Origin of the sequence: Actinomyces oricola, assembly GCF_004104015.1 — a bacterium.
Lineage (GTDB): Bacteria > Actinomycetota > Actinomycetes > Actinomycetales > Actinomycetaceae > Actinomyces > Actinomyces oricola.
The window spans coordinates 126,409-147,147 of record NZ_RYFV01000004.1 but is presented as its reverse complement, the minus strand read 5'-3'; the positions used below and the strand labels follow the sequence as shown (position 1 = coordinate 147,147).

General features: G+C 69.4%; 15 protein-coding genes. 11 read left to right on the top strand and 4 right to left on the bottom strand.

Going from position 1 to position 20,739, the window contains the following annotated elements:
* Positions 1 to 15: 15 nt before the first annotated feature.
* The 11 genes from EUC46_RS02995 to EUC46_RS02945 all read left to right on the top strand — a co-directional run bounded on the left by EUC46_RS02995 (position 16) and on the right by EUC46_RS02945 (position 15,739).
* On the top strand, positions 16 to 975 hold the full coding sequence (locus tag EUC46_RS02995) for an ABC transporter permease (RefSeq protein ID WP_128772705.1): 960 nt from the start codon (positions 16 to 18) through the stop codon (positions 973 to 975).
* A 4-nt stretch (positions 976 to 979) separates the two neighbouring features.
* Positions 980 to 1,930: an ABC transporter permease gene (locus tag EUC46_RS02990; RefSeq protein WP_128772704.1), complete on the top strand. Its 951-nt coding sequence runs from the start codon at positions 980 to 982 to the stop codon at positions 1,928 to 1,930.
* The gene (locus EUC46_RS02985) at positions 1,927 to 4,110 is read left to right on the top strand and encodes an ABC transporter ATP-binding protein (RefSeq protein ID WP_128772703.1); all 2,184 of its coding nucleotides are present in this window, start codon (positions 1,927 to 1,929) and stop codon (positions 4,108 to 4,110) included. Before EUC46_RS02990 ends, EUC46_RS02985 begins: the two co-directional genes overlap by 4 nt.
* A 251-nt stretch (positions 4,111 to 4,361) precedes the next feature.
* Positions 4,362 to 6,035 carry an ABC transporter family substrate-binding protein gene (locus tag EUC46_RS02980; RefSeq protein ID WP_128772702.1) on the top strand — a complete coding sequence of 558 codons (1,674 nt, stop codon included), beginning with the start codon at positions 4,362 to 4,364 and terminating at the stop codon, positions 6,033 to 6,035.
* Positions 6,036 to 6,161: 126 nt separating this feature from the next.
* Positions 6,162 to 6,914, top strand: a complete 753-nt coding sequence (locus tag EUC46_RS02975; protein ID WP_164918737.1) for a PH domain-containing protein — start codon at positions 6,162 to 6,164, stop codon at positions 6,912 to 6,914.
* Positions 6,915 to 7,062: 148 nt separating this feature from the next.
* The gene (gene typA / locus EUC46_RS02970; RefSeq protein WP_128772700.1) at positions 7,063 to 8,985 is read left to right on the top strand and encodes a translational GTPase TypA; all 1,923 of its coding nucleotides are present in this window, start codon (positions 7,063 to 7,065) and stop codon (positions 8,983 to 8,985) included.
* A gap of 26 nt (positions 8,986 to 9,011) precedes the next feature.
* A complete protein-coding gene (locus tag EUC46_RS02965; protein ID WP_128772699.1) occupies positions 9,012 to 11,075 on the top strand; it encodes a VanW family protein in 2,064 nt (687 codons plus the stop codon).
* Between the two features lie 284 nt (positions 11,076 to 11,359).
* Positions 11,360 to 11,713: a ferredoxin gene (gene fdxA, locus EUC46_RS02960; RefSeq protein WP_128772698.1), complete on the top strand. Its 354-nt coding sequence runs from the start codon at positions 11,360 to 11,362 to the stop codon at positions 11,711 to 11,713.
* A gap of 216 nt (positions 11,714 to 11,929) precedes the next feature.
* On the top strand, positions 11,930 to 13,132 hold the full coding sequence (gene dapC, locus EUC46_RS02955; RefSeq protein ID WP_164918736.1) for a succinyldiaminopimelate transaminase: 1,203 nt from the start codon (positions 11,930 to 11,932) through the stop codon (positions 13,130 to 13,132).
* A gap of 289 nt (positions 13,133 to 13,421) precedes the next feature.
* Positions 13,422 to 14,819, top strand: a complete 1,398-nt coding sequence (locus EUC46_RS02950; RefSeq protein ID WP_128772696.1) for a citrate synthase — start codon at positions 13,422 to 13,424, stop codon at positions 14,817 to 14,819.
* Between the two features lie 107 nt (positions 14,820 to 14,926).
* Positions 14,927 to 15,739 carry a class I SAM-dependent methyltransferase gene (locus tag EUC46_RS02945; protein WP_128772695.1) on the top strand — a complete coding sequence of 271 codons (813 nt, stop codon included), beginning with the start codon at positions 14,927 to 14,929 and terminating at the stop codon, positions 15,737 to 15,739.
* A 197-nt stretch (positions 15,740 to 15,936) separates the two neighbouring features.
* On the opposite strand, the gene EUC46_RS02940 is transcribed toward EUC46_RS02945, so the two are convergent.
* The 4 genes from EUC46_RS02940 to dapD form a co-directional block, all read right to left on the bottom strand.
* Complete coding sequence (locus EUC46_RS02940) at positions 15,937 to 16,692, bottom strand: succinate dehydrogenase/fumarate reductase iron-sulfur subunit (RefSeq protein ID WP_128772694.1); 756 nt, start codon at positions 16,690 to 16,692, stop codon at positions 15,937 to 15,939.
* A complete protein-coding gene (locus tag EUC46_RS02935; protein ID WP_128772693.1) occupies positions 16,689 to 18,752 on the bottom strand; it encodes a fumarate reductase/succinate dehydrogenase flavoprotein subunit in 2,064 nt (687 codons plus the stop codon). The genes EUC46_RS02940 and EUC46_RS02935 overlap by 4 nt, the downstream gene beginning before the upstream one ends.
* On the bottom strand, positions 18,749 to 19,516 hold the full coding sequence (locus EUC46_RS02930; protein WP_128772692.1) for a succinate dehydrogenase cytochrome b subunit: 768 nt from the start codon (positions 19,514 to 19,516) through the stop codon (positions 18,749 to 18,751). Before EUC46_RS02930 ends, EUC46_RS02935 begins: the two co-directional genes overlap by 4 nt.
* A 161-nt stretch (positions 19,517 to 19,677) precedes the next feature.
* Positions 19,678 to 20,658 carry a 2,3,4,5-tetrahydropyridine-2,6-dicarboxylate N-succinyltransferase gene (dapD, locus tag EUC46_RS02925; protein WP_128772691.1) on the bottom strand — a complete coding sequence of 327 codons (981 nt, stop codon included), beginning with the start codon at positions 20,656 to 20,658 and terminating at the stop codon, positions 19,678 to 19,680.
* Positions 20,659 to 20,739 lie beyond the last annotated feature (81 nt).

The window sequence follows — 20,739 nt, the reverse complement described above, 5'->3', positions numbered from 1 at the left end:
CGGAAGAGAAGACAGATGCTCCCATATCTAGCGCGGCGGATCGCCAACTACGCGGTCCTGCTGTTCATCGCCACGTCCTTGGCGTACCTCCTGGCCTCGGCCTCCCTGGACCCCTCCAACCTGTGGAACCGAGAGGACCCGACCCTGAACTGGACGGCCATTAACGCCAACCTCGTTGACTACAACATCAGCGCTGATCTGCCGGTGTGGGACCGCTATGTGACCTGGCTGCGCGGCGTCGTCACCTCGTGGGACTGGGGCGTGACTCCCAAGGGCGAGGTGGTCAACGACCTCATTGGCGTCAAGATCGGCGTCTCGGTCCGCCTGGTCTTCCTGGGTGCGGCCATTGGCATCACCGGCGGCGTGGCCCTGGGGGCCTGGACGGCGACCCGCCAGTACAAGTTCTCCGATCGGGCGGTCACGCTGCTGTCCATGCTCATTATCTCGACCCCGGCCATGGTCCTGGCGATTCTCCTGCAGGTCGTGGCGGTGCAGATCAACCGGCAGACCGGCTATCAGATCTTCGAGTTCACCGGTGAGGGCGAGGGCCTGGCGGGCCGCCTGCAGCACCTGGTGCTGCCGACCCTGTCAATGTCCCTGGGTGCCGTTGCCGCCTACTCGCGCTATCAGCGCAACCTCATGCTGGATACCCTGGGGGCGGACTACGTGCGCACCGCCCGCGCCAAGGGACTGGTCAAGCGCCAAGCCGTCACCCGCCATGCCCTGCGCACCGCCCTCATCCCCATGGCCACCTATTTCGCTTTCGCCCTGGCCGGCCTGTTCACCGGTGCCGCCATTACCGAGCGCGTCTACGCCTGGCACGGCATGGGCGAGTACTCCATCGATTCCATATCCCAGTACGACATTAACGGGGTCACGGCCGTGGTGGCCTTCTCGGGCCTGTGCACCCTCACCGGCGCGCTGCTCTCGGATGTCTTCGTCGCCATTGTCGATCCGCGAGTGAGGGTGAGCTGAGACCATGGCCTCCAACACACCGATCTCAGTGCCCCTGGACGACGCCGCCGGGGCGCTCGACCCCGAGGTTCCAGCGGCCAAAGAGGGCAAGCGCCTCAGTCGCCGCCAGATCATCGCCAGGCGATTCCTGCGCAATAAGGCCGCCGTCCTGGGGGCCATCGGCTTTGCGCTCATCACCCTCATGGCGCTCCTGGGGGAGTACATCGGCCCCTGGGGTTACACCGAGGTCGACAATACCGCCTTCTTGTCCCCGCCCAGTGCCGAGCACTGGTTCGGCACCACCCAGGGCGGCCGCGACGTCTTCGCCCTGGTGGTCGAGGGCTCTCGCAAATCCATGCTCATTGGCGTGTGCGTGGCCCTGCTTCAGACCGGGATCGCCGCCGTCATCGGCTCTTCAGCGGCATATTTCGGCGGCTGGTGGGAGCGGATTGCACTGTGGCTCACCGACCTGCTGCTGGTGGTCCCGTCCTTCCTCATTATTGCGGTCCTGTCCCAGAGGGCGGGTGCCGCCAAGGGCTCCACACTGCTGTTCATTGTGCTTCTGGCGGGCTTCGGCTGGATGCTCACGGCGCGCGTGGTGCGCTCCCTGACATTGAGCGTGAAGAACCTCGACTATGTCAGCGCCGCCCGTTTTATGAACGTGTCCAGCCCGGTCATTATTGCCCGACACATTATCCCCAACATCGCCTCGCTGCTTATTATTGATGCCACCGTTAACGTCGCCTACGCGGTGATCAGTGAGACAACACTGTCCTACTTCGGTTTCGGGGTGCAGCCCCCGGACACCTCTTTGGGCACCTTGATCGCCGAGGGGCAGCGCTCGGCGACCACCTACCCGTGGATCTTCCTGGCCCCCGCCGCCGTCCTGGTTCTCATGCTCGTGTGCGTCAACTTCATGGGCGACGGGCTGCGCGACGCCATCGACCCCTCGTCCAAGTCCGGAGGCAAGGCATGAGCCCGACGAAGACAACCGCTGCGGGCTCCTCGCCCCACGCCTCCGACAGCCTGCCGGATCGCAACGCCGACGCCCCCCTGCTGGAGGTCGTTGACCTCCACGTCTCCTTCCCCTCCGAGGACGGCCGCGTCAACGCCGTGCGCGGTGTCAATCTGACCGTGGCCCGCGGTGAGGTCCTGGCCCTGGTGGGCGAATCCGGCTCGGGCAAGTCCGTGACCTCGACGGCCGTCATGGGCCTGCTTGACGAGTCCGCCGAGGTCTCCGGGTCGGTTCGCCTGCACGGCACTGAGCTGTTGGGCCGCTCCGACCGTTACATGTCCAAGATTCGCGGCGTCCAGCTGTCCATGGTTTTCCAGGATCCCCTCTCCGCCCTGACCCCGGTCTACACCGTCGGGGACCAGATCGTGGAGGCGCTGGTCATCCACAACTCCGGCATGTCCCGGGGCGTCGCCTGGCGGCGCGCCGTCGAACTCCTCGACCTGGTGGGGATTCCCAACCCTGAGGTGCGCGCCAGAGCCTACCCCCATGAGTTCTCCGGAGGCATGCGCCAGCGAGCGATCATTGCCATTGCCATTGCCAATGATCCCGACCTCATTATTGCCGACGAGCCCACGACGGCTTTGGATGTGACCATCCAGGCCCAGATCCTTGAGGTGCTCAAGACCGCCCAGAAGGAGACCGGGGCCGGCGTCATTATGATCACCCACGACCTGGGGGTTGTGGCCGGCATGGCGGACCGGGTGGCGGTCATGTACGCCGGGCGGATAGTGGAGGCCGGCGACGTCGATGACATCTTCTACCGCTCGCGCATGCCCTACACCATTGGCCTGCTCGGCTCCCTGCCGCGGTTGGACGCGAGGAAGGACTCGGCCCTGGCGTCCTTGGAGGGCAACCCGCCCTCGCTGCTGGCCCTGCCCCCGGGCTGTCCCTTCGCCCCGCGCTGCCCCATGGCCGAGCCCGAATGCCTCAGCGCCGAACCCGAGCTCACCCAGGTGCGCGCCACGGGGGATCCGGGCGCCCCCGGCGTCCAGGACGCCTTCATGGCCGGCGCCCAGTTCAGTGCCTGCCGCCGCTTCGACGATATTGAGGCTGAGAACCTGGATTACACCGACATTTTCCCGGTGCCGGCCCTCAAGACCGCCGACACCATGGCCCTGCCGCACGCCCAGCGCCCCGAGGTGCTGCGCGCCACCGACCTGGTCAAGGAGTTCCCGCTCATGAAGGGCGCCGTGTTCAAGCGGCGCGTCGGTACGGTCCACGCGGTATCGGGCATCTCCTTCGACGTGCGCAAGGGCGAAACCCTGGCCCTGGTGGGGGAGTCGGGCTGCGGCAAGACCACCACCCTCATGGAAGTGCTTAATTTGGAGGCGCCCCAGGAGGGCACCATTGTGGTCCTGGGTAAGAACACCGCTGACCTGAGGCGCGCCCAGCGCCGCGCGGTGCGCCGCGACTTGCAGATCGTCTTCCAGGACCCCATGGCCTCCCTGGATCCGCGCCTGCCCATCTACGACATCATTGCTGAGCCGTTGCAGGCCAACGGGTGGGCGAAGGCGGACATCGCCCCCCGGGTCGAAGAGCTCATGACCCTGGTGGGCCTGGAACCCAGCCACGCCAACCGCTACCCGCGCAACTTCTCGGGGGGCCAGCGCCAGCGCATTGGCATCGCCCGGGCCCTGGCCCTCAGGCCCAAGCTCATAGTCCTGGACGAGCCGGTCTCGGCCCTGGACGTGTCCATCCAAGCCGGCGTCATTAACCTGCTTGACGAACTGCGCGCCACCCTGGGGTTGAGCTACCTCTTCGTGGCCCACGACCTGTCCGTGGTCCGCCACATCGCTGACCGCGTAGCCGTCATGTACCTGGGCAAGATCGTTGAGATCGGCGACGTCGACACAATCTTCGAGGCCCCGGCGCACCCCTACACCCAGGCCCTGCTCTCGGCCATCCCCATCCCGGATCCGGCCAAGGAGCGCACCCGTGAGCGGATCATCCTCCAGGGCGACCTGCCCAGCCCGGCGAATCCGCCCACTGGCTGCCGTTTCCGCACCCGCTGCCAGACGTTCAAGAACATTCTCACCGATGAGCAGCGCGCGGCCTGCCTGGAGAGGATGCCGGGCTTCACCCGCGAGGGGGAGGACCATGAGGTCGCCTGCCACTACCCCGAGCGCACGGCCGTGTTCTAGATCGTGTCCCGGGTTTCTGGGTCGTGCCCCGGGTCTGGCGCCCGCCCCGGGCCCGTACCCGCCCGGAGGACGGCGCCCGCCGAATCGCGCCGGGGCGCGCCCGCCGAATCGCGCCATGGCCCCGGAGCGTCATGACCGCTTGTGTGAGGAATGATACTGTCAGGAATCACTCGTGCGTGCATGTGCGCTCAGGGCGCCGATGGCCCTATCGCTGTACCACCTTCGCTCCCATCCCATGAATGGAGTTCCCAATGATGATGAACCGCCGCATGTTCCTGGCTGGATCGGCTTCCGTCGCAGCCATGCTCGCCCTGTCCGCCTGCAGCAAGAACGGTACGGACTCCGGCGGTGGGGGTGATGCGGCCAACCAGACCAACCCCCAGGAGCGCTCCGCCCTCAAGCAGGGCGGCGAACTCAAGTTCTCCATTACCGCAACCATCGCCAACTGGAACATCAACCACGTTGACGGCAACAGCGTCAACCTGCGCAATGTGCTGGACTTCGCCTCGCCCCAGGTCCTCGACTACGCCGAGGACGGCTCCTTCAGCGCCAACCCGGACTTCCTCACCACCTTCGAGGCCGCCGAGGTCGACGGCAAGACGGTCGTGACCATCGCCTTCAATGAGAAGGCCGTGTGGGGCAACGGCCGCTCCTGGAGTTCGGAGGACGTCAAGGCCTCCGTTGAGCACGCCAAGGACCCGGAGTACGCCTGGGCCTCGACCGACGGCATCGACAAGGTTGAGAGCGTTGAGATCGTTGACGACCTCACCGCCAAGGTCACCTTCGACTCGATCTACCCCGACTGGGCCAACGCCTTTGCGCTCCAGTTCCCCAAGGAGCTCTACGTTGACGCCGAGACCTTCAACAAGACCATGGCCGGCAGCGGCTCCTTCAACAACGACTACTTCGCTGGCCCCTTCAAAGTCGACAGCTACGACACCTCCCAGCAGCTCATCACCTTGGTCCCCAATGACCTGTGGTGGGGGGAGAAGCCGCTGCTGGACAAGGTCACCTTCCGCGTCCTGGACTCGGCCGCCGAGGCGACCTCCTTCGCCAACAAGGCCCTCGACGTGCTGGACTACATTATCTCCGCCGACGTGTACAACCAGGCCGTCGCCCGCTCGGATGCCGAGATCCGCCAGAACTTCGGGCGCCAGTGGCGCCACTTCACCATTAACGCCTCCTCCGGCCCGCTGGCCGACAAGGCCGTGCGCCAGGCCATTGTGCGCGCCTGCGACCGGGAGTCCATTACCGCCTCAGACCTGGCCGGCCTTCCCGTCGACTACAAAGAACTGCTCACGGGCAACCGGTTCTTCCTTCCCAACCAGGACGGCTACCAGGACAACTCCGGGGAATGGGGCTACGACGTCGAGGCCGCGAAGAAGCTGCTGGACGACGCCGGCTGGACTGTGGGCGCCGACGGCGTGCGGGAGAAGGACGGCACCCGCCTCGCCTTCGTCTTCACCATTCCCACTGGCGCCCCCACCACGGAGAACGAGGCCAACCTCCTGCAGTCTCAGCTCAAGGAGGTCGGCATGGAGATGACCCTCCAGACAGTGGACACCAACAAGTACTTCGACGAGTACGTCAACCCGAAGAACTACGCCATCACCGCCTTCACCTGGCAGGCCACCCAGTTCCCCATGGCGAACATCGGGCAGATTTACGGCGCGACCAGCGAATCGAACTTCACCGGCCAGGCCGTGCCCGAGGTCGACGAGTACATTGCGAAGGTCGCTTCGACGGCTGACCACGACGAGCGCGTCAGGTTGACCAACGAGTGCGACGCCCTGCTGTGGGAGAACGTCTACAACTTCCCCATCTACGTGCGCCGCCAGCTGACCGCCGTGCCCAAGAACCTGGCCAACTTCGGCGCCGTGGGCCTGGCCTCCTTCCGCGCCGAGAACGTCGGCTACATGGCGTGACAGCGGCTATGCGCTGAGCGCCCGCCGGCTCCGGGCCGCCCCCACCTCGTGATGCACCGGGTAGGGGCGGCCCGCAGCCCGTGCGCCGCGTTTCGCCGGCCGGCGGGCACCGGGCAGGATGGGGTCATGCCCGCCGAGTCCACCGCGCCCGCTGCGCCCACCGTCATTGTTCGCTCTTTGCCCGGCCGCCTGGGCGCCCTGGTGGTCGGTGCCGGAGCCCTGTGGGCGGTCCTGACCATCTGGGCCGCCGACGGCGCGCGCAACGGGGCGCAGGCCTTGGCCTGGGGCGGGCTCGTGACCTTGGCGGTGTGGGCGCTGTGGTGGGCCCCGCAGCTGCGCCTGGACGCCGACCGCCTGACCATCCGCAACGCCTGGCGCACTCACATTGTGGCCTGGGAGGCCATTGAGACCTGCCGCACCCGCTGGGCCCTGGAGATCGTCACCACTGATGGCGCCGTCGTCCGGGCCGCGGCGGCCCAGCGCGCCGGGGGCCTGCGAACCTCTCTGCGTCGCCGTCAGGCCCTGCGCCGGGCCGAGAGCACCGGCCGCGGGGCCAACTGGGAGCAGGTGCACAGCGGCGTGCGTGAGGACTTTCTCACCGGGGAGGGCGCCTACCGCACCGGCATGGACTCCGAGCAGGCCGGGGACCTTATTGAGGCTTATGCCGAGCGCCGCACCCAGCACGGCGGGATCGGCCCGGGGGCGCGATCGGCCACGGGCGCGCCGCGTGCGGACCCGCGAGAAGGCGCGCACGCCCTCAACCCCGACTCTCGGGCGCCGCGGACTCCCCGGCCCGCACTGCGCTCCCAGTGGAACCGGCCGCCGCTGATCCTGGCCGCAGTGCTGTGCCTCCTATTGACCGCCACCGCCCTGGCCTGACCCGGCCGTGAGCCTGGCCTGACCCGGCCGTGAGCCGGCGCACAGGACCAGTGTCGTGTGCGTCATGGTCTCCGCGGGCCCCGCGCCATTAGCCTGGACGCGGTGTGCATCCCTGCGCACGCCACCCGGATGGAGGAAGAGCCCGCGTATGACTGTGCGTCAGGACCTGCGCAACGTCGCCATCGTCGCCCACGTTGACCACGGCAAGACCACTCTCGTGGACGCCATGCTGTGGGAGGCCGGAGCCTTCGGGGCGCGCGCCACGCAGGAGAACACCACCGAGCGCGTCATGGACTCCGGGGAGCTCGAGCGTGAGAAGGGCATCACCATCCTCGCCAAGAACACCGCCATCCACTACGCAGGCCCTGCCGCTGCGGACGCCGGCTGCCCGCAGGGTATCACCATCAACGTTGTCGACACCCCCGGCCACGCCGACTTCGGCGGGGAGGTCGAACGCGGCCTGTCCATGGTCGACGGCGTGGTTCTGCTCGTCGACGCCTCCGAGGGGCCCCTGCCCCAGACCCGCTTCGTGCTGCGCAAAGCCTTGGCCGCGAACCTGCCGGTCATCCTCGTGGTCAACAAGGTTGACCGCCCCGACTCCCGTATTGCCGAGGTCGTGGCCGAGTCCACCGACCTGCTGCTGTCCCTGGCCTCCGACCTGGTCGACGAGCACCCCGACATCGACCTCGATGCTGTGCTGGATGTGCCGGTCGTCTACGCCTCCGCCAAGGCCCGCCGCGCCAGCACCACCGCGCCGGCCGACGGCGACCTTCCCGCCAGTGCGAACCTTGAGCCCCTGTTCCGCACCATGATTGAGCGCATCCCCGGGCCCACCTACCAGGAGGGCGCGCCATTGCAGGCCCACGTCACCAACCTGGACGCCTCCCCCTTCCTAGGGCGGCTGGCGCTGCTGCGCATTTGGGGCGGCACCATCCGCAAGGGCCAGACCGTGGCCCGGGCCCGCCACGACGGCAGCCTGGAGAGCGCGCGGGTCTCCGAGCTGCTGGTCACTGAGGGCCTGGAGCGCAAGCCCGCGCAGGCCGCCCACGCCGGGGACATTGTCGCCGTCGCCGGCATTGAGGACATCACCATTGGCGAGTCCCTGGTGGATCCCGAAGACCCGCGCCCCCTGCCGCTCATTACCGTGGACGACCCGGCCATCTCCATGACCATTGGCATTAACACCTCGCCCATGGCCGGGCGCACCAAGGGCGCCAAGGTCACCGCCCGCCAGGTCAAGGATCGCCTGGACCGCGAGCTCGTCGGCAATGTGTCCCTGCGCGTCCTGCCCACCGCCCGGCCCGACGCCTGGGAAGTCCAGGGGCGCGGCGAACTCGCCCTGGCGATCCTGGTCGAGCAGATGCGCCGCGAGGGCTTCGAACTGACCGTCGGCAAGCCCCAGGTGGTCACCAAGACCATTGACGGGCGCCGCCATGAGCCCGTCGAGCGCATGACCATTGATGTCCCCGAGGAGCACCTGGGCGCCGTCACTCAGCTCATGGCCGCCCGCAAGGGCCGCATGGAGACTATGGCCAACCACGGCACCGGCTGGGTGCGCATGGAGTTCCTCATTCCCGCCCGCGGGCTCATTGGCCTGCGCACCCAGTTCCTCACCGAGACCCGCGGCACCGGCATCGCCTCCTCCATTGCCGAGGGCTACGAGCCGTGGGCCGGCGCCATGACCACGCGCACCACCGGCTCCCTGATCTCCGACCGCCCCGGGGCGGTGACCGCCTACGCCCTCATCCGCCTGGGTGACCGCGGCACCTTCTTCGTCGAGCCCGGTCAGGAAACCTACGAGGGGCAGGTTGTCGGCGAGAACCCCCGCGGGGAGGACATGGACGTCAATGTGGTCCGGGAGAAACAGCAGACCAATATGCGTTCCGCGACCGCCGACGCCTTCGAGGCCCTGACCCCGCCGCGCAAACTCACCCTGGAGGAGGCCCTGGAGTTCGCCGCCAATGACGAGTGCGTCGAGGTCACCCCTGACGCGGTGCGCATACGCAAGGTTATCCTGGACTCTCAGGAACGCTTCCGGGACGTCGCCCGCCGCCGTCGGGCTGAGGGCTAAGCCCAGCCCCTGGCAGGAGTCGTGCTATGAGCAGGAGGAAGCCCGCCGACGTCGAGCGGTCAGTGCCCGCAGGCGGGCGCCTGCGCGCCGTCCAGACGGCCTCCACCAGGGCCCGCCCCGCCAAGGCGCGCCCCAGGCCCGGCCGCCGCCCCCCGGGCTCCCGCCACTCAGGGTCCTCCTACCGCGGGGCCTCCTACCGCTCGGGAGCCCCCCACCGCCCAAACGATCGGCGCAGGGGTAAGAGCGGGTCGAAGGCGGCCAGTGGGCGCACCCCGGCTGCGGCGCGGTCACCACGGCGAACAGGACGGTCCTCCAGTGGGCCGCTGGCGCGCGTCTGGCGGCGCGCCACCCAACGGCTGCGGGCACATCCGCTGCTGTGCCCGCTGCTGTTGAGCATCCTGGGCGCCCTCCTCATCACCTGGCTGGGAGTGGCCTGGGCCACCACCCAGTCCATTGCCCCGGGGTCGGCCATATCCAGTGTGGACGTCTCGGGCATGAGCCCCTCCCAGGCCCGCCAAGCCGTCCAGGACAGCATTAACGATCCGGTCACTGTGACCGTCTCCGGCGGCAGCGTCCAGATCGTGCCCGCCGAGTCGGGCGTGAGCGTGGACGCCGCGGCCAGCGTGCAGCGGCTGACCGGTTTCACCCTCAACCCCCTGACCCTGATCGACAGGCTCGGCGGCGCCCAGGTCGACGCCGTCGCCACCGTGGACAGCCAGGTCCTGACCGACGCGCTCAACGCCCACCTCGATGTGCTGGCCTCAGACACCGTCAACGCCTCCGTGACGCTGGAGGGCACCACCCCGGTCACGACCCCGGCCAGCGCCGGGAAGGGCGCCGATGTGCCGGCCTCGGTGACCGCTCTGGCGGATTGGCCCCTGGGGCAGAAGAGCGTCCCCCTGGTGGAGGGGGACGCCGAGCCCGCCGTCTCCGATGCCGAGGTCGCCACCCTGATCGAGACCACCCTCACCCCCATGCTCTCCAGCAACCTCGTGGTCACTCCCGCCTCCGCCAAGAGCGCCAATGGTTCCCTGGTTCTGACCCCCGAGCAGACCGCCGGCCTGCTCGTCATTACCAACGAGCAGGGCCGGCTCAGCGTCAGCCTGGACACAGAGGGCCTCTACAACGCCGTGGTGGCAGCCATGGGGGCCGGAATCGAGTGGACCACCACCGAAGGCGCCTGGACCATTGACGGAACCCCTGCCAGGGCCCAGGAGGCCAAACCCGAGTACTTGCCGGCGGGGACCGTGCTGAGGATCGACACCCAGACCCTGGCCGCCGACCTGCTCACCGCCGGGACCACTGGGACCACCGCCACGCAGCGCACCGTCCCCCTGCCCATGAGCGTCACGCCCCCACCGGATGCGCCGGCCCCGCCGGATGCGGGGCTGACGGAGATCGTCGGCGAGTACTCCACGCCGTTCGAGTCCGAGGCCGCCCGCGACCAGAACCTCATCCGCGGCACTGAGATGATCAACGGCTCCCTCATCGCACCGGGGCAGGTCTTCTCCACAGTCGACGCCCTGGGGACCGTTGACGCCGCCCATGGCTACGCCGACGCCGGCGTCATTGTCAATGGCGCCCACGTCGACGCTATGGGCGGGGGCCTGTCTCAGGTGGGCACCACCGTCTTCAACGCCGGCTTCGAGGCCGGTATGGACGACACCGAGCACTGGCCCCACGGCTACTGGCTCGACCGCTACCCCGCAGGGCGGGAGGCCACCATTTGGACCGGCGCCAAGGACGTCAAGTTCACCAACTCGACCCCCTACACGGCACTCCTCCAGGCCTGGGTGGGGGATGGGCAGGTGCATGTGCGCCTGTGGTCCACCCCGTACTACGAGGTCACCATCACCTCGGGGGAGAAGACCAATATTCAACCCACCGCACCGGTTCAGGGTCCTGCCGAGGGCTGCGAGCCCTACAAGGGCGGCAACGACGGCTTCGACATCGTGGTGACGCGCAAGCGCTCCGTCAATGGGCAGGCCCTGCCCGACGACGTGCTGAACACCACCTACGCCGCGGACAACCCCGTGCTCTGCGGCGGGGAAACCGGGACTGCGGCTCCGGCGGCCGAGCCGCCGCCCTAGGCGGCGCCCCGGTGGCGGCGCGAATGCGCGTCCAGGGCACCGGCTCGGGCGCCGCTGACGGCTCGGGCATCGCAGCGCCGGCCGCAGGGCCCGTGCGCACATTCGTGCCGGGCGCATGACGAAAAAACGCCTGGGCCGGCGCTGATCGCCTTCGCGGTTGCGGCGGGCCGTCTCGGTGGGCGTCAGCATCCTTGACACGTCTTGGGCTCCCGAGCGCCACGGGGCGATACTGGCCCCGGACAAGCGCCGCAGCGCGGCCCGTGCACAGAGAGGAACAACGCGCCATGACCTACGTCATCGCCCAGCCCTGCGTCGACGTCAAGGACCGCGCCTGCGTGGACGAGTGCCCTGTCGACTGCATTTATGAAGGCGAGCGCTCTCTCTACATCAACGCCGACGAGTGCGTTGACTGCGGGGCCTGCGAGCCGGTCTGCCCCACCGAGGCGATCTTCTACGAGGACGACGTCCCCGATGAGTGGGCCGACTACACCCGGGCCAATATTGACTTCTTCGAGCTCAAGGGCCTCGGCAGTCCCGGCGGTGCCCAGAAGGCCGGCCCCCAGGACTACGACGACCCCATGATTGCGGCCCTGCCCCCGCAGAACCTGGAGTACCGCGAGGCCGAAGGGCTCATCTGAGCCCGCCCGCCGGCGCCCGGGCCGGTGACGGGTTCCACGTTCACCGGCAGGGGCCGGAGGAGAGCGTGGAGCCCGGGCGGCACCACTTAACCCCGGGCCGGGAAAACCGTTCGGGCGGGCGCGCCGCCCTTCGGGGCCGCGCTTCAACACGTCAACACGGCACCCTCTTCAGGGCTCCTGGGGCGGGCGGGGCCGGTCCTGGGGGACAATCACCGGGTGACCACTCCGACGCCCCTCGCCCTGCCCCGCCCCTTGGCCCTACCCGACTTCCCGTGGGACTCCCTGCGCCCCTACCGGGCCCGCGCCGCCGAGCACCCTGATGGCGTCGTCGACCTGGCCGTGGGGACCCCCGTCGACCCCACGCCCGCGGTGGCGCGCACCGCCCTGGCCGGGGCCGCCAACGCCCCGGGCTACCCCGCCGCTGTTGGCACCCCGGCCCTGCGGGAGGCCATTGCCACGTGGATGGAGAGCCGCCGCGGAGTGGTGGGCCTGAACGACTCCGAGGTCATCCCCACCATTGGCTCCAAGGAGTCCGTCGCCCTCCTGCCCCTCCAACTCGGGGTCGGCCCCGGCGACCTCGTCTGCCACCCGCGGGCCGCCTATCCCACCTACGATGTTGGCACCCGCATTGCCGGGGCCACGCCGGTGCCCGTGGACACGGACGCCGACCCCGCCACCTGGGAACTGCCGGAGGGCCGGCTGGTCGCCGTGTGGCTCAACAGTCCCGGCAACCCTGACGGCCACGTCCTGTCCGTTGAGCAGATGGCCCGCATTGTCGCCTGGGCGCGAGGCCGGGGCGCCATTGTCCTCTCCGACGAGTGCTACGCCGAACTCGCCTGGGCCCAGCCGTGGGCCAGCCAGGGCATCCCCTCACTGCTTGATGCGCGCGTGGGCGGTTCTTCGGCCGACGGCGCTCCCGACCGGCGCGGACTGCTCGCCCTGTACTCCTTGTCCAAGCAGTCGAATATGGCCGGCTACCGAGCCGCCCTCCTGGCCGGTGACGCCGCCCTGGTAGGCGCCGTCACCGAGGTGCGCAAGCACTCCGGGCTGCTCATGCCCGCCCCCGTCCAGGCGGCCATGGTGGCGGCCCTGGGTGACACGGCCCATGTGGACGCCCAGCGGGAGGTTTACCGGGCGCGGCGCGAGGCGCTGGTGGCGGCCACGGCGGCAGCGGGCCTCGTCAACGATCCCGCCTCCGTGGCGGGCCTCTACCTGTGGCTGAAGGGGCCGGCGTCAATGAGCGCCTACGACCTGGTGGGGGCCTTCGCCGAGTTGGGGATCGTCGTGGCCCCCGGGGACTTCTACGGTCCGGCCGGTGCCGGGCACGTGCGCATGAGCCTGACTGACACTGATGAGCGTGTGGCGGCCGCGGCCCAGCGCCTGCGCTCCGAGCGGGCGGCCGCCCTCTTCGGCCGCTGACCCGGCCCGCTCCGCCCGCCGCAGGGCCGGTCTGCTCCGCCCGCCGTAGGGCGGGCCCCGGAAGCGGCCTCTTCGAGCCGGTTCCACCGGCGGCGTCGTTAATCGTCCTCGGGCGCGGCCGGCTGAAGCGCCGGCGTCCCCTATTCGGTTAGGATGCCGAGTCCTCGGCCGCCGGCTATCCGTCGGCGGCGTCGTCCCTTCCCGCTGAGCGCTGACCGTCCTTGTCCGCGGGCGGGCGCGACCCCCTCGACCACCCCGTACAGTGGTCCCCGGTTAAGAAGGAGGCACCATGACCCAGACCCCTGAGCAGCCCAACCCGAGTGACAGGGACGCCCCCGGCCTGCTGAGCATTGGCGGGCGCACCCTGGAGCTGCCCCGCACCTTCGCCACCGAGGGCTCCGACGCCCTGGGTATTGGCAAGCTCCTGGGCTCCACCGGCATGGTGACCCTCGACGCCGGTTTCACCAACACGGCGTCCTGCACCTCCGATATCACCTACATTGACGGCGCCGCCGGCATTCTGCGCTACCGCGGCTACCCCATTGAGGAGCTCGCCAAGTCCTCAACCTTCCTGGAGGTCGCCTACCTGCTCATTAACGGCGAGCTGCCGGACCGCGAGACCTTCGAGCGTTTCAACCGCCGCATCTCGCGCCACCGCCTCCTGCACGAGGACTTCCGCAGCTTCTTCACCTCCTTCCCCTCCTCCGGGCACCCCATGGCGATCCTCCAGGCCGGCATATCGGGCCTGGCCACCTACTACGAGGACACCCTCAACCCGCATGACCCCTTTGAACGCGAGCTGGCCACCGTCCTGCTGCTGAGCAAGATGCCGACAATGATCAGCTACATCGCCCGGCGCGCTATTGGCCTGCCACTGCTCTACCCCGACCCCAAGATCGGCTACGTCGAGGACTTCATCCGCTTGACCTTCGGCATGCCCTACCAGGCCTACGACATTGACCCGGTGGTGGTGCGGGCCCTGGACATGCTCCTGATCCTCCACGCCGACCATGAGCAGAACTGCTCGACCTCCACCGTGCGCCTGGTGGGCTCCTCGGACGCCAACATGTACGCCTCCGTGGCCGCCGGCGTGGGGGCCCTGTCCGGGCCGCTGCACGGCGGGGCCAATGAGGCGGTGCTGCGCATGCTCGACATGATCCAGACCGAGGGGATGTCCACCTCCGAGTTCGTCCGCAAGGTCAAGGACAAGGAGGACGGGGTGCGGCTCATGGGCTTCGGCCACCGGGTCTACAAGAACTACGACCCGCGCGCCGCCATCGTCAAAGAGACCGCCCACGACGTCCTGGCCCGCCTGGGCAGCGACGAGGGCGACCGCAAGCTCGAGATCGCCATGGAGCTGGAGGAGGTGGCGCTGCGCGACGACTACTTCGTGTCCCGCAAGCTCTACCCCAATGTGGACTTCTACACCGGCCTGATCTACCAGGCGATGGGCTTCCCCACGAAGATGTTCACCCCACTGTTCGCCCTGGGGCGCCTGCCGGGCTGGATCGCCCAGTACCGGGAGATGATCGCCGACCCCGCCAAGCGCATTGGCCGCCCCCGCCAGGTCTACACCGGCCCGGTCGAGCGCCACTACGTGGCCATGCACCGCCGCAAGCGCCCCCAGGAGGCCTACCCCGGCACGCGACTGGGGGTCTCCAGCCTCGACCGCGTCAACCGCGTCTAGGCGGGCACGCCGACGGGGCGGACCGGGGGCGGGCATAGGCGGGAGCGGGAAGGAGGAGGGTAAGGTCACCCTTCTTTCTCCCGGTTAGGTCAGGCTAAACTCACGGTATGGCTCATGACCGCACCGACCCCGACACCCCCCTGCCCTACGCCGATCGGCCAATCGCCACCGCCCCCGGCCACTGGGTTCTGGCCCGCGCCGGCAAGCGCGTCCTGCGCCCCGGCGGCGCCGCCCTGACCGCCTCCATGCTCGCCCACGCCCGGATTCCCGGGGCCGACGTCGTCGAGCTGGCTCCCGGCCTGGGGCGCACGGCAGCCGAGATCATTGCCGCCGGCCCCTCCTCCTACACCGCTGTGGACCGTGACCCCGACGCCGCCGCCCGCGTGGCCGCCGTCGTCGGGGATCGCGGCACCGTGCGACAGGGCGAGGCCGCCTCCACCGGCCTGCCCGAGGCGAGCGCCGACGTCGTCGTCGGCGAGGCCATGCTCACCATGCAGGGGGATAAGGGCAAGACCGCCATTGTTTCCGAGGCCGCCCGCGTGCTGCGCCCCGGCGGCCGCTACGCCATCCACGAGCTCGGCGTCACCCCTGACGACATTGACCAGGCCTACTACACCGAGCTGCGCAAAGACCTGGCCCGGGCCATCCACGTCAACGCCCGCCCCATGACCGCAGCCGCCTGGAAGCAGCTCCTTCAGGACGCCGGCCTGGAGGTGGAGTGGGTTGGCACCGCCCCCATGGCCCTGCTCGCCATGCGCCGCAACCTCGCCGACGAGGGGCTGGGCGGGGCTCTGCGCATAGTGCGCAACGTTATGAGCAACAAGGCCCTGCGTCAGCGAGTGCTGGGCATGCGCAAGACCTTCAAGCGCTACCGCAAGGACATGGTCGGCATTGCCCTCGTGGCCCGCAAACCGAGCTGAGCCGCCCCACGGGGGATGAGCCGCCCCACACGGCGCCCCGGGGCCGAACCCACGAGCCCGGGGCACCCGGCCGAGCCCGGAGCACCCGGCGCCCAGGTGGCCCCGGGGCTTCGGCGGCCCGAGCGGCGGCGCCCCCGAGAGGGCTGGGCCCCGACGTGGCGGCGGTGAGCGCAGGGCTCGTCCGAGGGCGAGGGCGGTTAGTCGTCGTGGGTGCGGCCCCGCCAGGCGGCGCGCAGCACCTCTCGGTTGGCGGCGGCCACCGCCGCCAGTGGAATGCCCGCCGGGCAGGTGGGCACGCACTCCCCGAAGACCGAGCAGGGCCCGAAGTGCTCGTCGAGGGCCCGCCCCATCTGCCGGGCCCGCCGCGAGCGCTCGTGCGCCCCTTGCGGCATGAGCGCCAGGTGCGCCAGTTTGGCTCCCGCGAAGAGCATGGCCGCCCCGTTGGGGCAGGCCGCTACGCAGGCGCCGCAGCCAATGCAGGAGGCGAAGTCCAGGGCGGTCTCCGCCTGCTGGTAGGGCTGGGGCACGGCGTCGGCGTCGGGGGCGGTGCCCGCCATCACATCGACCGTGCCCCCGGCCTGGATGAGCGCGTCCAGGGCGCTGCGATCCACCGCCAGATCCCGGATGACCGGGAAGGCGCCCGCCCTGAAGGGCTCCAGGCGCATGTGGGTGACCTCCGGGAAGGCCCGCAGATGCTGGCGGCACGCGGGGGTGTTGTCCACCGGGCCGTGGGGGCGGCCGTTGACGAGAAAGCCGCAACAGCCGCACACGCCCTCCCGGCAGTCCGACTCGAAGACCACCGGCTCGCCGCCGGCCTCAATGATCTGGTCGTTGAGCCGGTCCAGGAGTTCGAGCAGGCTCATCTCCGGCTCGGCGTCCTCAACCACGTGCGTCTCAAAGCGGCCGCCGGCCCGCGGGCCGTCCTGACGCCAGATATCCAGGGTGACTCTCATCGGTAGTCCCTCACCTGCAGCTTGATGACCGAGAAGTCCAAGGGCTCCGAGCGGCGCACATGGCTGCCGTCGGGGAGCGTGTGCCAGGCCGAGACCGAGCACCAGTTGTCGTCGTCGCGTTTGGCCTCGCCCTCGGGGGTGGCGAACTCCTCCCGGAAGTGGGCCCCAGCCGATTCGCGGCGGTCCAGGGCGTCCAGGACCATGAGTTCGGCCAGCTCCAGGAAGTCGGCCACGCGCCCGGCCTTCTCCAGTTCCTGGTTGAGCCGCTGCTCGGCGCCGACGACGAGCACGTCCCGCCAGAACTCCTCGCGCAGCTCGCGGACCTGTTGCAGGGCTTGGCGCAGCCCCTCCTCGGATCGGCTCACCCCGCACCCGGAGTAGAGGATTTCACCCAGCCGCCGGTGGAACCACACCGGCCGGTGCGTGCCGCGAATCTCCAGCAGGCGCCGCACCCGCCGGCCGGCCTGTTCCACGGCGGCCAGCGCCTCGGGGGCGTCCTCCTTCAGCAGGGGGGCGCCGGTCAACTCCGCCAGGTAGTTGGGCACGGCCAAGGGGAGGGTGAACCAGCCGTCCACGCAGGCGCTCAGCAGCGAGTTCGCCCCCAGGCGGTTGGCCCCGTGGTAGTTGTTCGACGCCTCCCCGCCCACGAAGAGCCCGGGGATAGTGGTCATCTGGTCGAAGTCCACCCACAGGCCCCCCATGGTGAAGTGCGCTCCCGGGGCAATGCGCATGGGCACCTCGTAGGGGTCCTCGCCGGTGGCGTCCAGGTACATCTCGAACAGGTTGCCGTACCGGGCGGCGATGACGTCCTTGCCCAGGCGGGCCAGGGAGTCGCGGAAGTCCAGGTAGACGGAGTTGCGCAGGGGGCCCACGCCGCGGCCGGACTCGATCTGCTCGCGGGCGTTGCGTGAGGCCACATCGCGGGGGGTGAGGTTGCCGAAGGCCGGGTACTTGCGCTCCAGGTAGTAGTCGCGCTCAGCTTCGGGGATGTCGTTCGGCGCCCGCTCGTCCCCGGGGCGCACTGGCACCCAGATGCGCCCATCGTTGCGCAGGGACTCGCTCATGAGGGTGGTCTTGGACTGCCACCGCGAACTCACCGGCAGGGCGGTGGGATGGAACTGGACGTAGCAGGGGGAGGCGAAGGCCGCCCCGCAGCGGTGCGCGCGCCAGGTGGCGGTGGCGTTGGAGGCCATGGCCAGGGTCGAGTAGTGGAAGAGCGAGCCGTAGCCGCCGGTGCACAGCACGACGGCGTGGCCGCTCCAGGAGCGTATCTGCCCCGAGAGCAGGTCCCGGGTGACAATGCCCTGGGCGCGCCCGTCGGACACGATGAGCTCAAGCATCTCGGTGCGCGTGTGCATGTGCACATTGCCGGCGCGCACCTGTTCCTGGAGGGCCTGGGAGCAGGCGATCTCCAACTGCTGGCCGGTCTCTCCGCGCGTGTAGTAGGTCCGAGAGACCTGGACCCCGCCGAAGGAGCGGGTGGCGAGCTGGCCGCCGTATTCGCGGGCGAAAGGCGCGCCAATGGCGTACATGTGGTCAATGACCTTGACCGACTCTTCGGCCAGGCGCACCACGTCGGCCTCCCGGCCCCGGTAGTCCCCGCCCTTGACGGTGTCTTTCACGAAACGGCGCAGGGTGTCGCCATCGACTTTACGGGCCCGCGCAGCGTTAATGCCGCCCTGAGCGGCCACTGAGTGGGCGCGGCGCGGGGAGTCGTGGAGGCTGAAGCACTCCACTCGGTAGCCCAGGCGCCCCAGGGTGGCGGCCGCCCCTGAACCGGCCAGGCCGGTGCCCACCACAATGACGGTGAGACGACGGCGGTTGGCGGGGCTGACCAGGCGGTAGGAGTCGCGTCGGGAGCGCCACGCCTCCAAGGGGTCCGCCTGGGGCAGATGCGGGTCGAGGTCCTCCCCGGCCTGGTAGCCGGCATCCACGGGGGCGGGGGTGCGCGAGGGGCGCCGGGTGGTGGCCCGGCCCCCGGACGTGGCGTCAAAGGTTTCGGGGGCCGGGGTATCCGCCCTGGCCAGGACGGAGTCGACAATGAAACGCAGGCCCTTCATGAGATCACCCCGGCGAGGACGAGGAGGGGAAGCATGCCGTTGAGCACGGCGACCGCCAGGGCGGCCGCCAGCCCCAGAGCCAGCCAGATCCGCCGCAGCCGCGGCGCCGTACCGCCCAGGTCGTGCAGGACGTTCCACAGGCCCTGGGCCAGATGGATGCTAATGACGAGCATGACGGCCGTGTAGAACAGCGCCATGCCCGGACGGGAAAGGCTGGCGACTAGGTTCTCGTAGGCGTGGATCTCCACCTCGTGAGGGCCGGTGTGCACGGGCGCTTGGTAAGCCGAGGAGGCCACCAGCCGGCCAATGGTCAGATCCAGGAGGTGGACGACAATGAAAACCAGGACGACGGCGCCCGACAGGATCATGGTGCGCGTCGCCCAGGAGCGCGCCATGATGCTCTGCCGCCCGAAGGATCCGCGCGCCCGGCGGCCTCGGCGCCACAGCATTATGCCCGCCGTCGTGTGCGCCACCAGGCAGGCCAGGAGCACCACGCGAAGAATCCACAGCACGCCCTCATAGGGCAACAGCGGGTACAGGACCGTGCGCAGGAACCTGGCGTAGCTGTTGTAGTCCTCCGGCCCCATAAAGGCCTTGAGGTTGCCGACCATGTGGGCGATGACGAAGGCCGCCATGATTGAGCCGCTCACGGCCATGGTCGCCTTCAGGGCTATGTGCGAGGGGCGCGCACGATGCACCTGGCGCGGCGGCAGTGCGTCACCCACCGGTGGTGCTGCCCGATTTGGTCCCGTCTCGACGCCCATGGCTGGCCCACGCTCCTTATAGCCTTAACCCCTCCAGTGTAGCGTGCGTCACAGAAATGCGCTCGGTAAACCATGTCCAATCGACAGGATGTCTTGGTGGACACCCGGGGGCCGGGGCGGGCCGGGGCGGGGTGTTGGCGGGCCCGGCCAGGGCCCGCCGGTCACTGGCCGGCGTGGAGCACTGTATTGAGCTCAATGCCCTTGCCGCCGCGGGCCAAGGCCTCGACGGCACCGGACTGGGAGTTGCGGCGGAACAGAACATTCGAGGCGCCGGCGAGTTCGCGGGCCGAAACCACCCGGGGCTCCTTGAACAGGCCATGGCTGCCGGGGACCACGCCGCCCTGGGGCATGAGGGAGACCTTTGTGCCCGCAGTCAGGTACAGGCCCGCCTCGACCACGCAGTCATCACCCAGCGGAATGCCGAGGCCGGAGTTCGCGCCCAGCAGGCAGCGCTCTCCCAGCGCCACGCGCTGACGCCCGCCGCCCGAGAGCATGCCCATGGTGGAGGCCCCGCCGCCGACATCCGAGCCGTCACCAATGACGACGCCCTGCGAGATGCGCCCCTCAACCATGGAGCGGCCCAGGGTCCCGGCGTTGTAGTTCACAAAACCGGCGTGCATGACCGTCGTGCCCTCAGCAAGATAAGCGCCCAGGCGCACGTTCGCGGCGTCGCCGATGCGCACCCCCGAGGGCAGGACGTAGTCGGTCATGCGCGGGAACTTGTCCACCGAGTGGACCTGGACGTGGGCGCCCAGGGCCCGCAGGCGAGTGCGGGTGGCCTCAAAGCCCTCGGCGGCGCAGGGCCCGGCGGAAGTCCACACCACGTTGGGCAGCCGGGAGAAAATGCCGTCAAGGTTGACGGTGTTGGGCTTGGCCAGGCGGTGGGACAGGACATGCAGACGCAGGTAGGCGCCGGCCACGGTCAGGGGGGCGTCGTCGAGGTCCGCCCAGGTGCGCACCACCTGGGTGTGGACGCCACGGGCGTCATCCTTGCGCTCCATGGCGCTCAGGGTGGCCAGAAGCTCGGGGTCCCCGCCCTCCGGCTCCCTGCCGAGGATCGGCTTCGGGTACCACACGTCAAGGGTGTTGCCGTCATTGGTCACGGTCGCCAGGCCGAGACCCCATGCGCTGCGAGTCGTCATAACCCACACCATACGGGACCAAGATGACCGGTAGCCGTAACGCTCGTCATCCGGGTCAGGGCGCCGCCATGCCCCGCATGA

Bases quoted from the DNA above. Each gene is read 5' to 3' on its own strand.
- EUC46_RS02995 (WP_128772705.1), top strand. From the start codon at position 16: ATGCTCCCATATCTAGCGCGGCGGATCGCCAACTACGCGGTCCTGCTG.
- EUC46_RS02990 (WP_128772704.1), top strand. From the start codon at position 980: ATGGCCTCCAACACACCGATCTCAGTGCCCCTGGACGACGCCGCCGGG.
- EUC46_RS02985 (WP_128772703.1), top strand. From the start codon at position 1,927: ATGAGCCCGACGAAGACAACCGCTGCGGGCTCCTCGCCCCACGCCTCC.
- EUC46_RS02980 (WP_128772702.1), top strand. From the start codon at position 4,362: ATGATGATGAACCGCCGCATGTTCCTGGCTGGATCGGCTTCCGTCGCA.
- EUC46_RS02975 (WP_164918737.1), top strand. From the start codon at position 6,162: ATGCCCGCCGAGTCCACCGCGCCCGCTGCGCCCACCGTCATTGTTCGC.
- typA (WP_128772700.1), top strand. From the start codon at position 7,063: ATGACTGTGCGTCAGGACCTGCGCAACGTCGCCATCGTCGCCCACGTT.
- EUC46_RS02965 (WP_128772699.1), top strand. From the start codon at position 9,012: ATGAGCAGGAGGAAGCCCGCCGACGTCGAGCGGTCAGTGCCCGCAGGC.
- fdxA (WP_128772698.1), top strand. From the start codon at position 11,360: ATGACCTACGTCATCGCCCAGCCCTGCGTCGACGTCAAGGACCGCGCC.
- EUC46_RS02950 (WP_128772696.1), top strand. From the start codon at position 13,422: ATGACCCAGACCCCTGAGCAGCCCAACCCGAGTGACAGGGACGCCCCC.
- EUC46_RS02945 (WP_128772695.1), top strand. From the start codon at position 14,927: ATGGCTCATGACCGCACCGACCCCGACACCCCCCTGCCCTACGCCGAT.
- EUC46_RS02940 (WP_128772694.1), bottom strand. From the start codon at position 16,692: ATGAGAGTCACCCTGGATATCTGGCGTCAGGACGGCCCGCGGGCCGGC.
- EUC46_RS02935 (WP_128772693.1), bottom strand. From the start codon at position 18,752: ATGAAGGGCCTGCGTTTCATTGTCGACTCCGTCCTGGCCAGGGCGGAT.
- EUC46_RS02930 (WP_128772692.1), bottom strand. From the start codon at position 19,516: ATGGGCGTCGAGACGGGACCAAATCGGGCAGCACCACCGGTGGGTGAC.
- dapD (WP_128772691.1), bottom strand. From the start codon at position 20,658: ATGACGACTCGCAGCGCATGGGGTCTCGGCCTGGCGACCGTGACCAAT.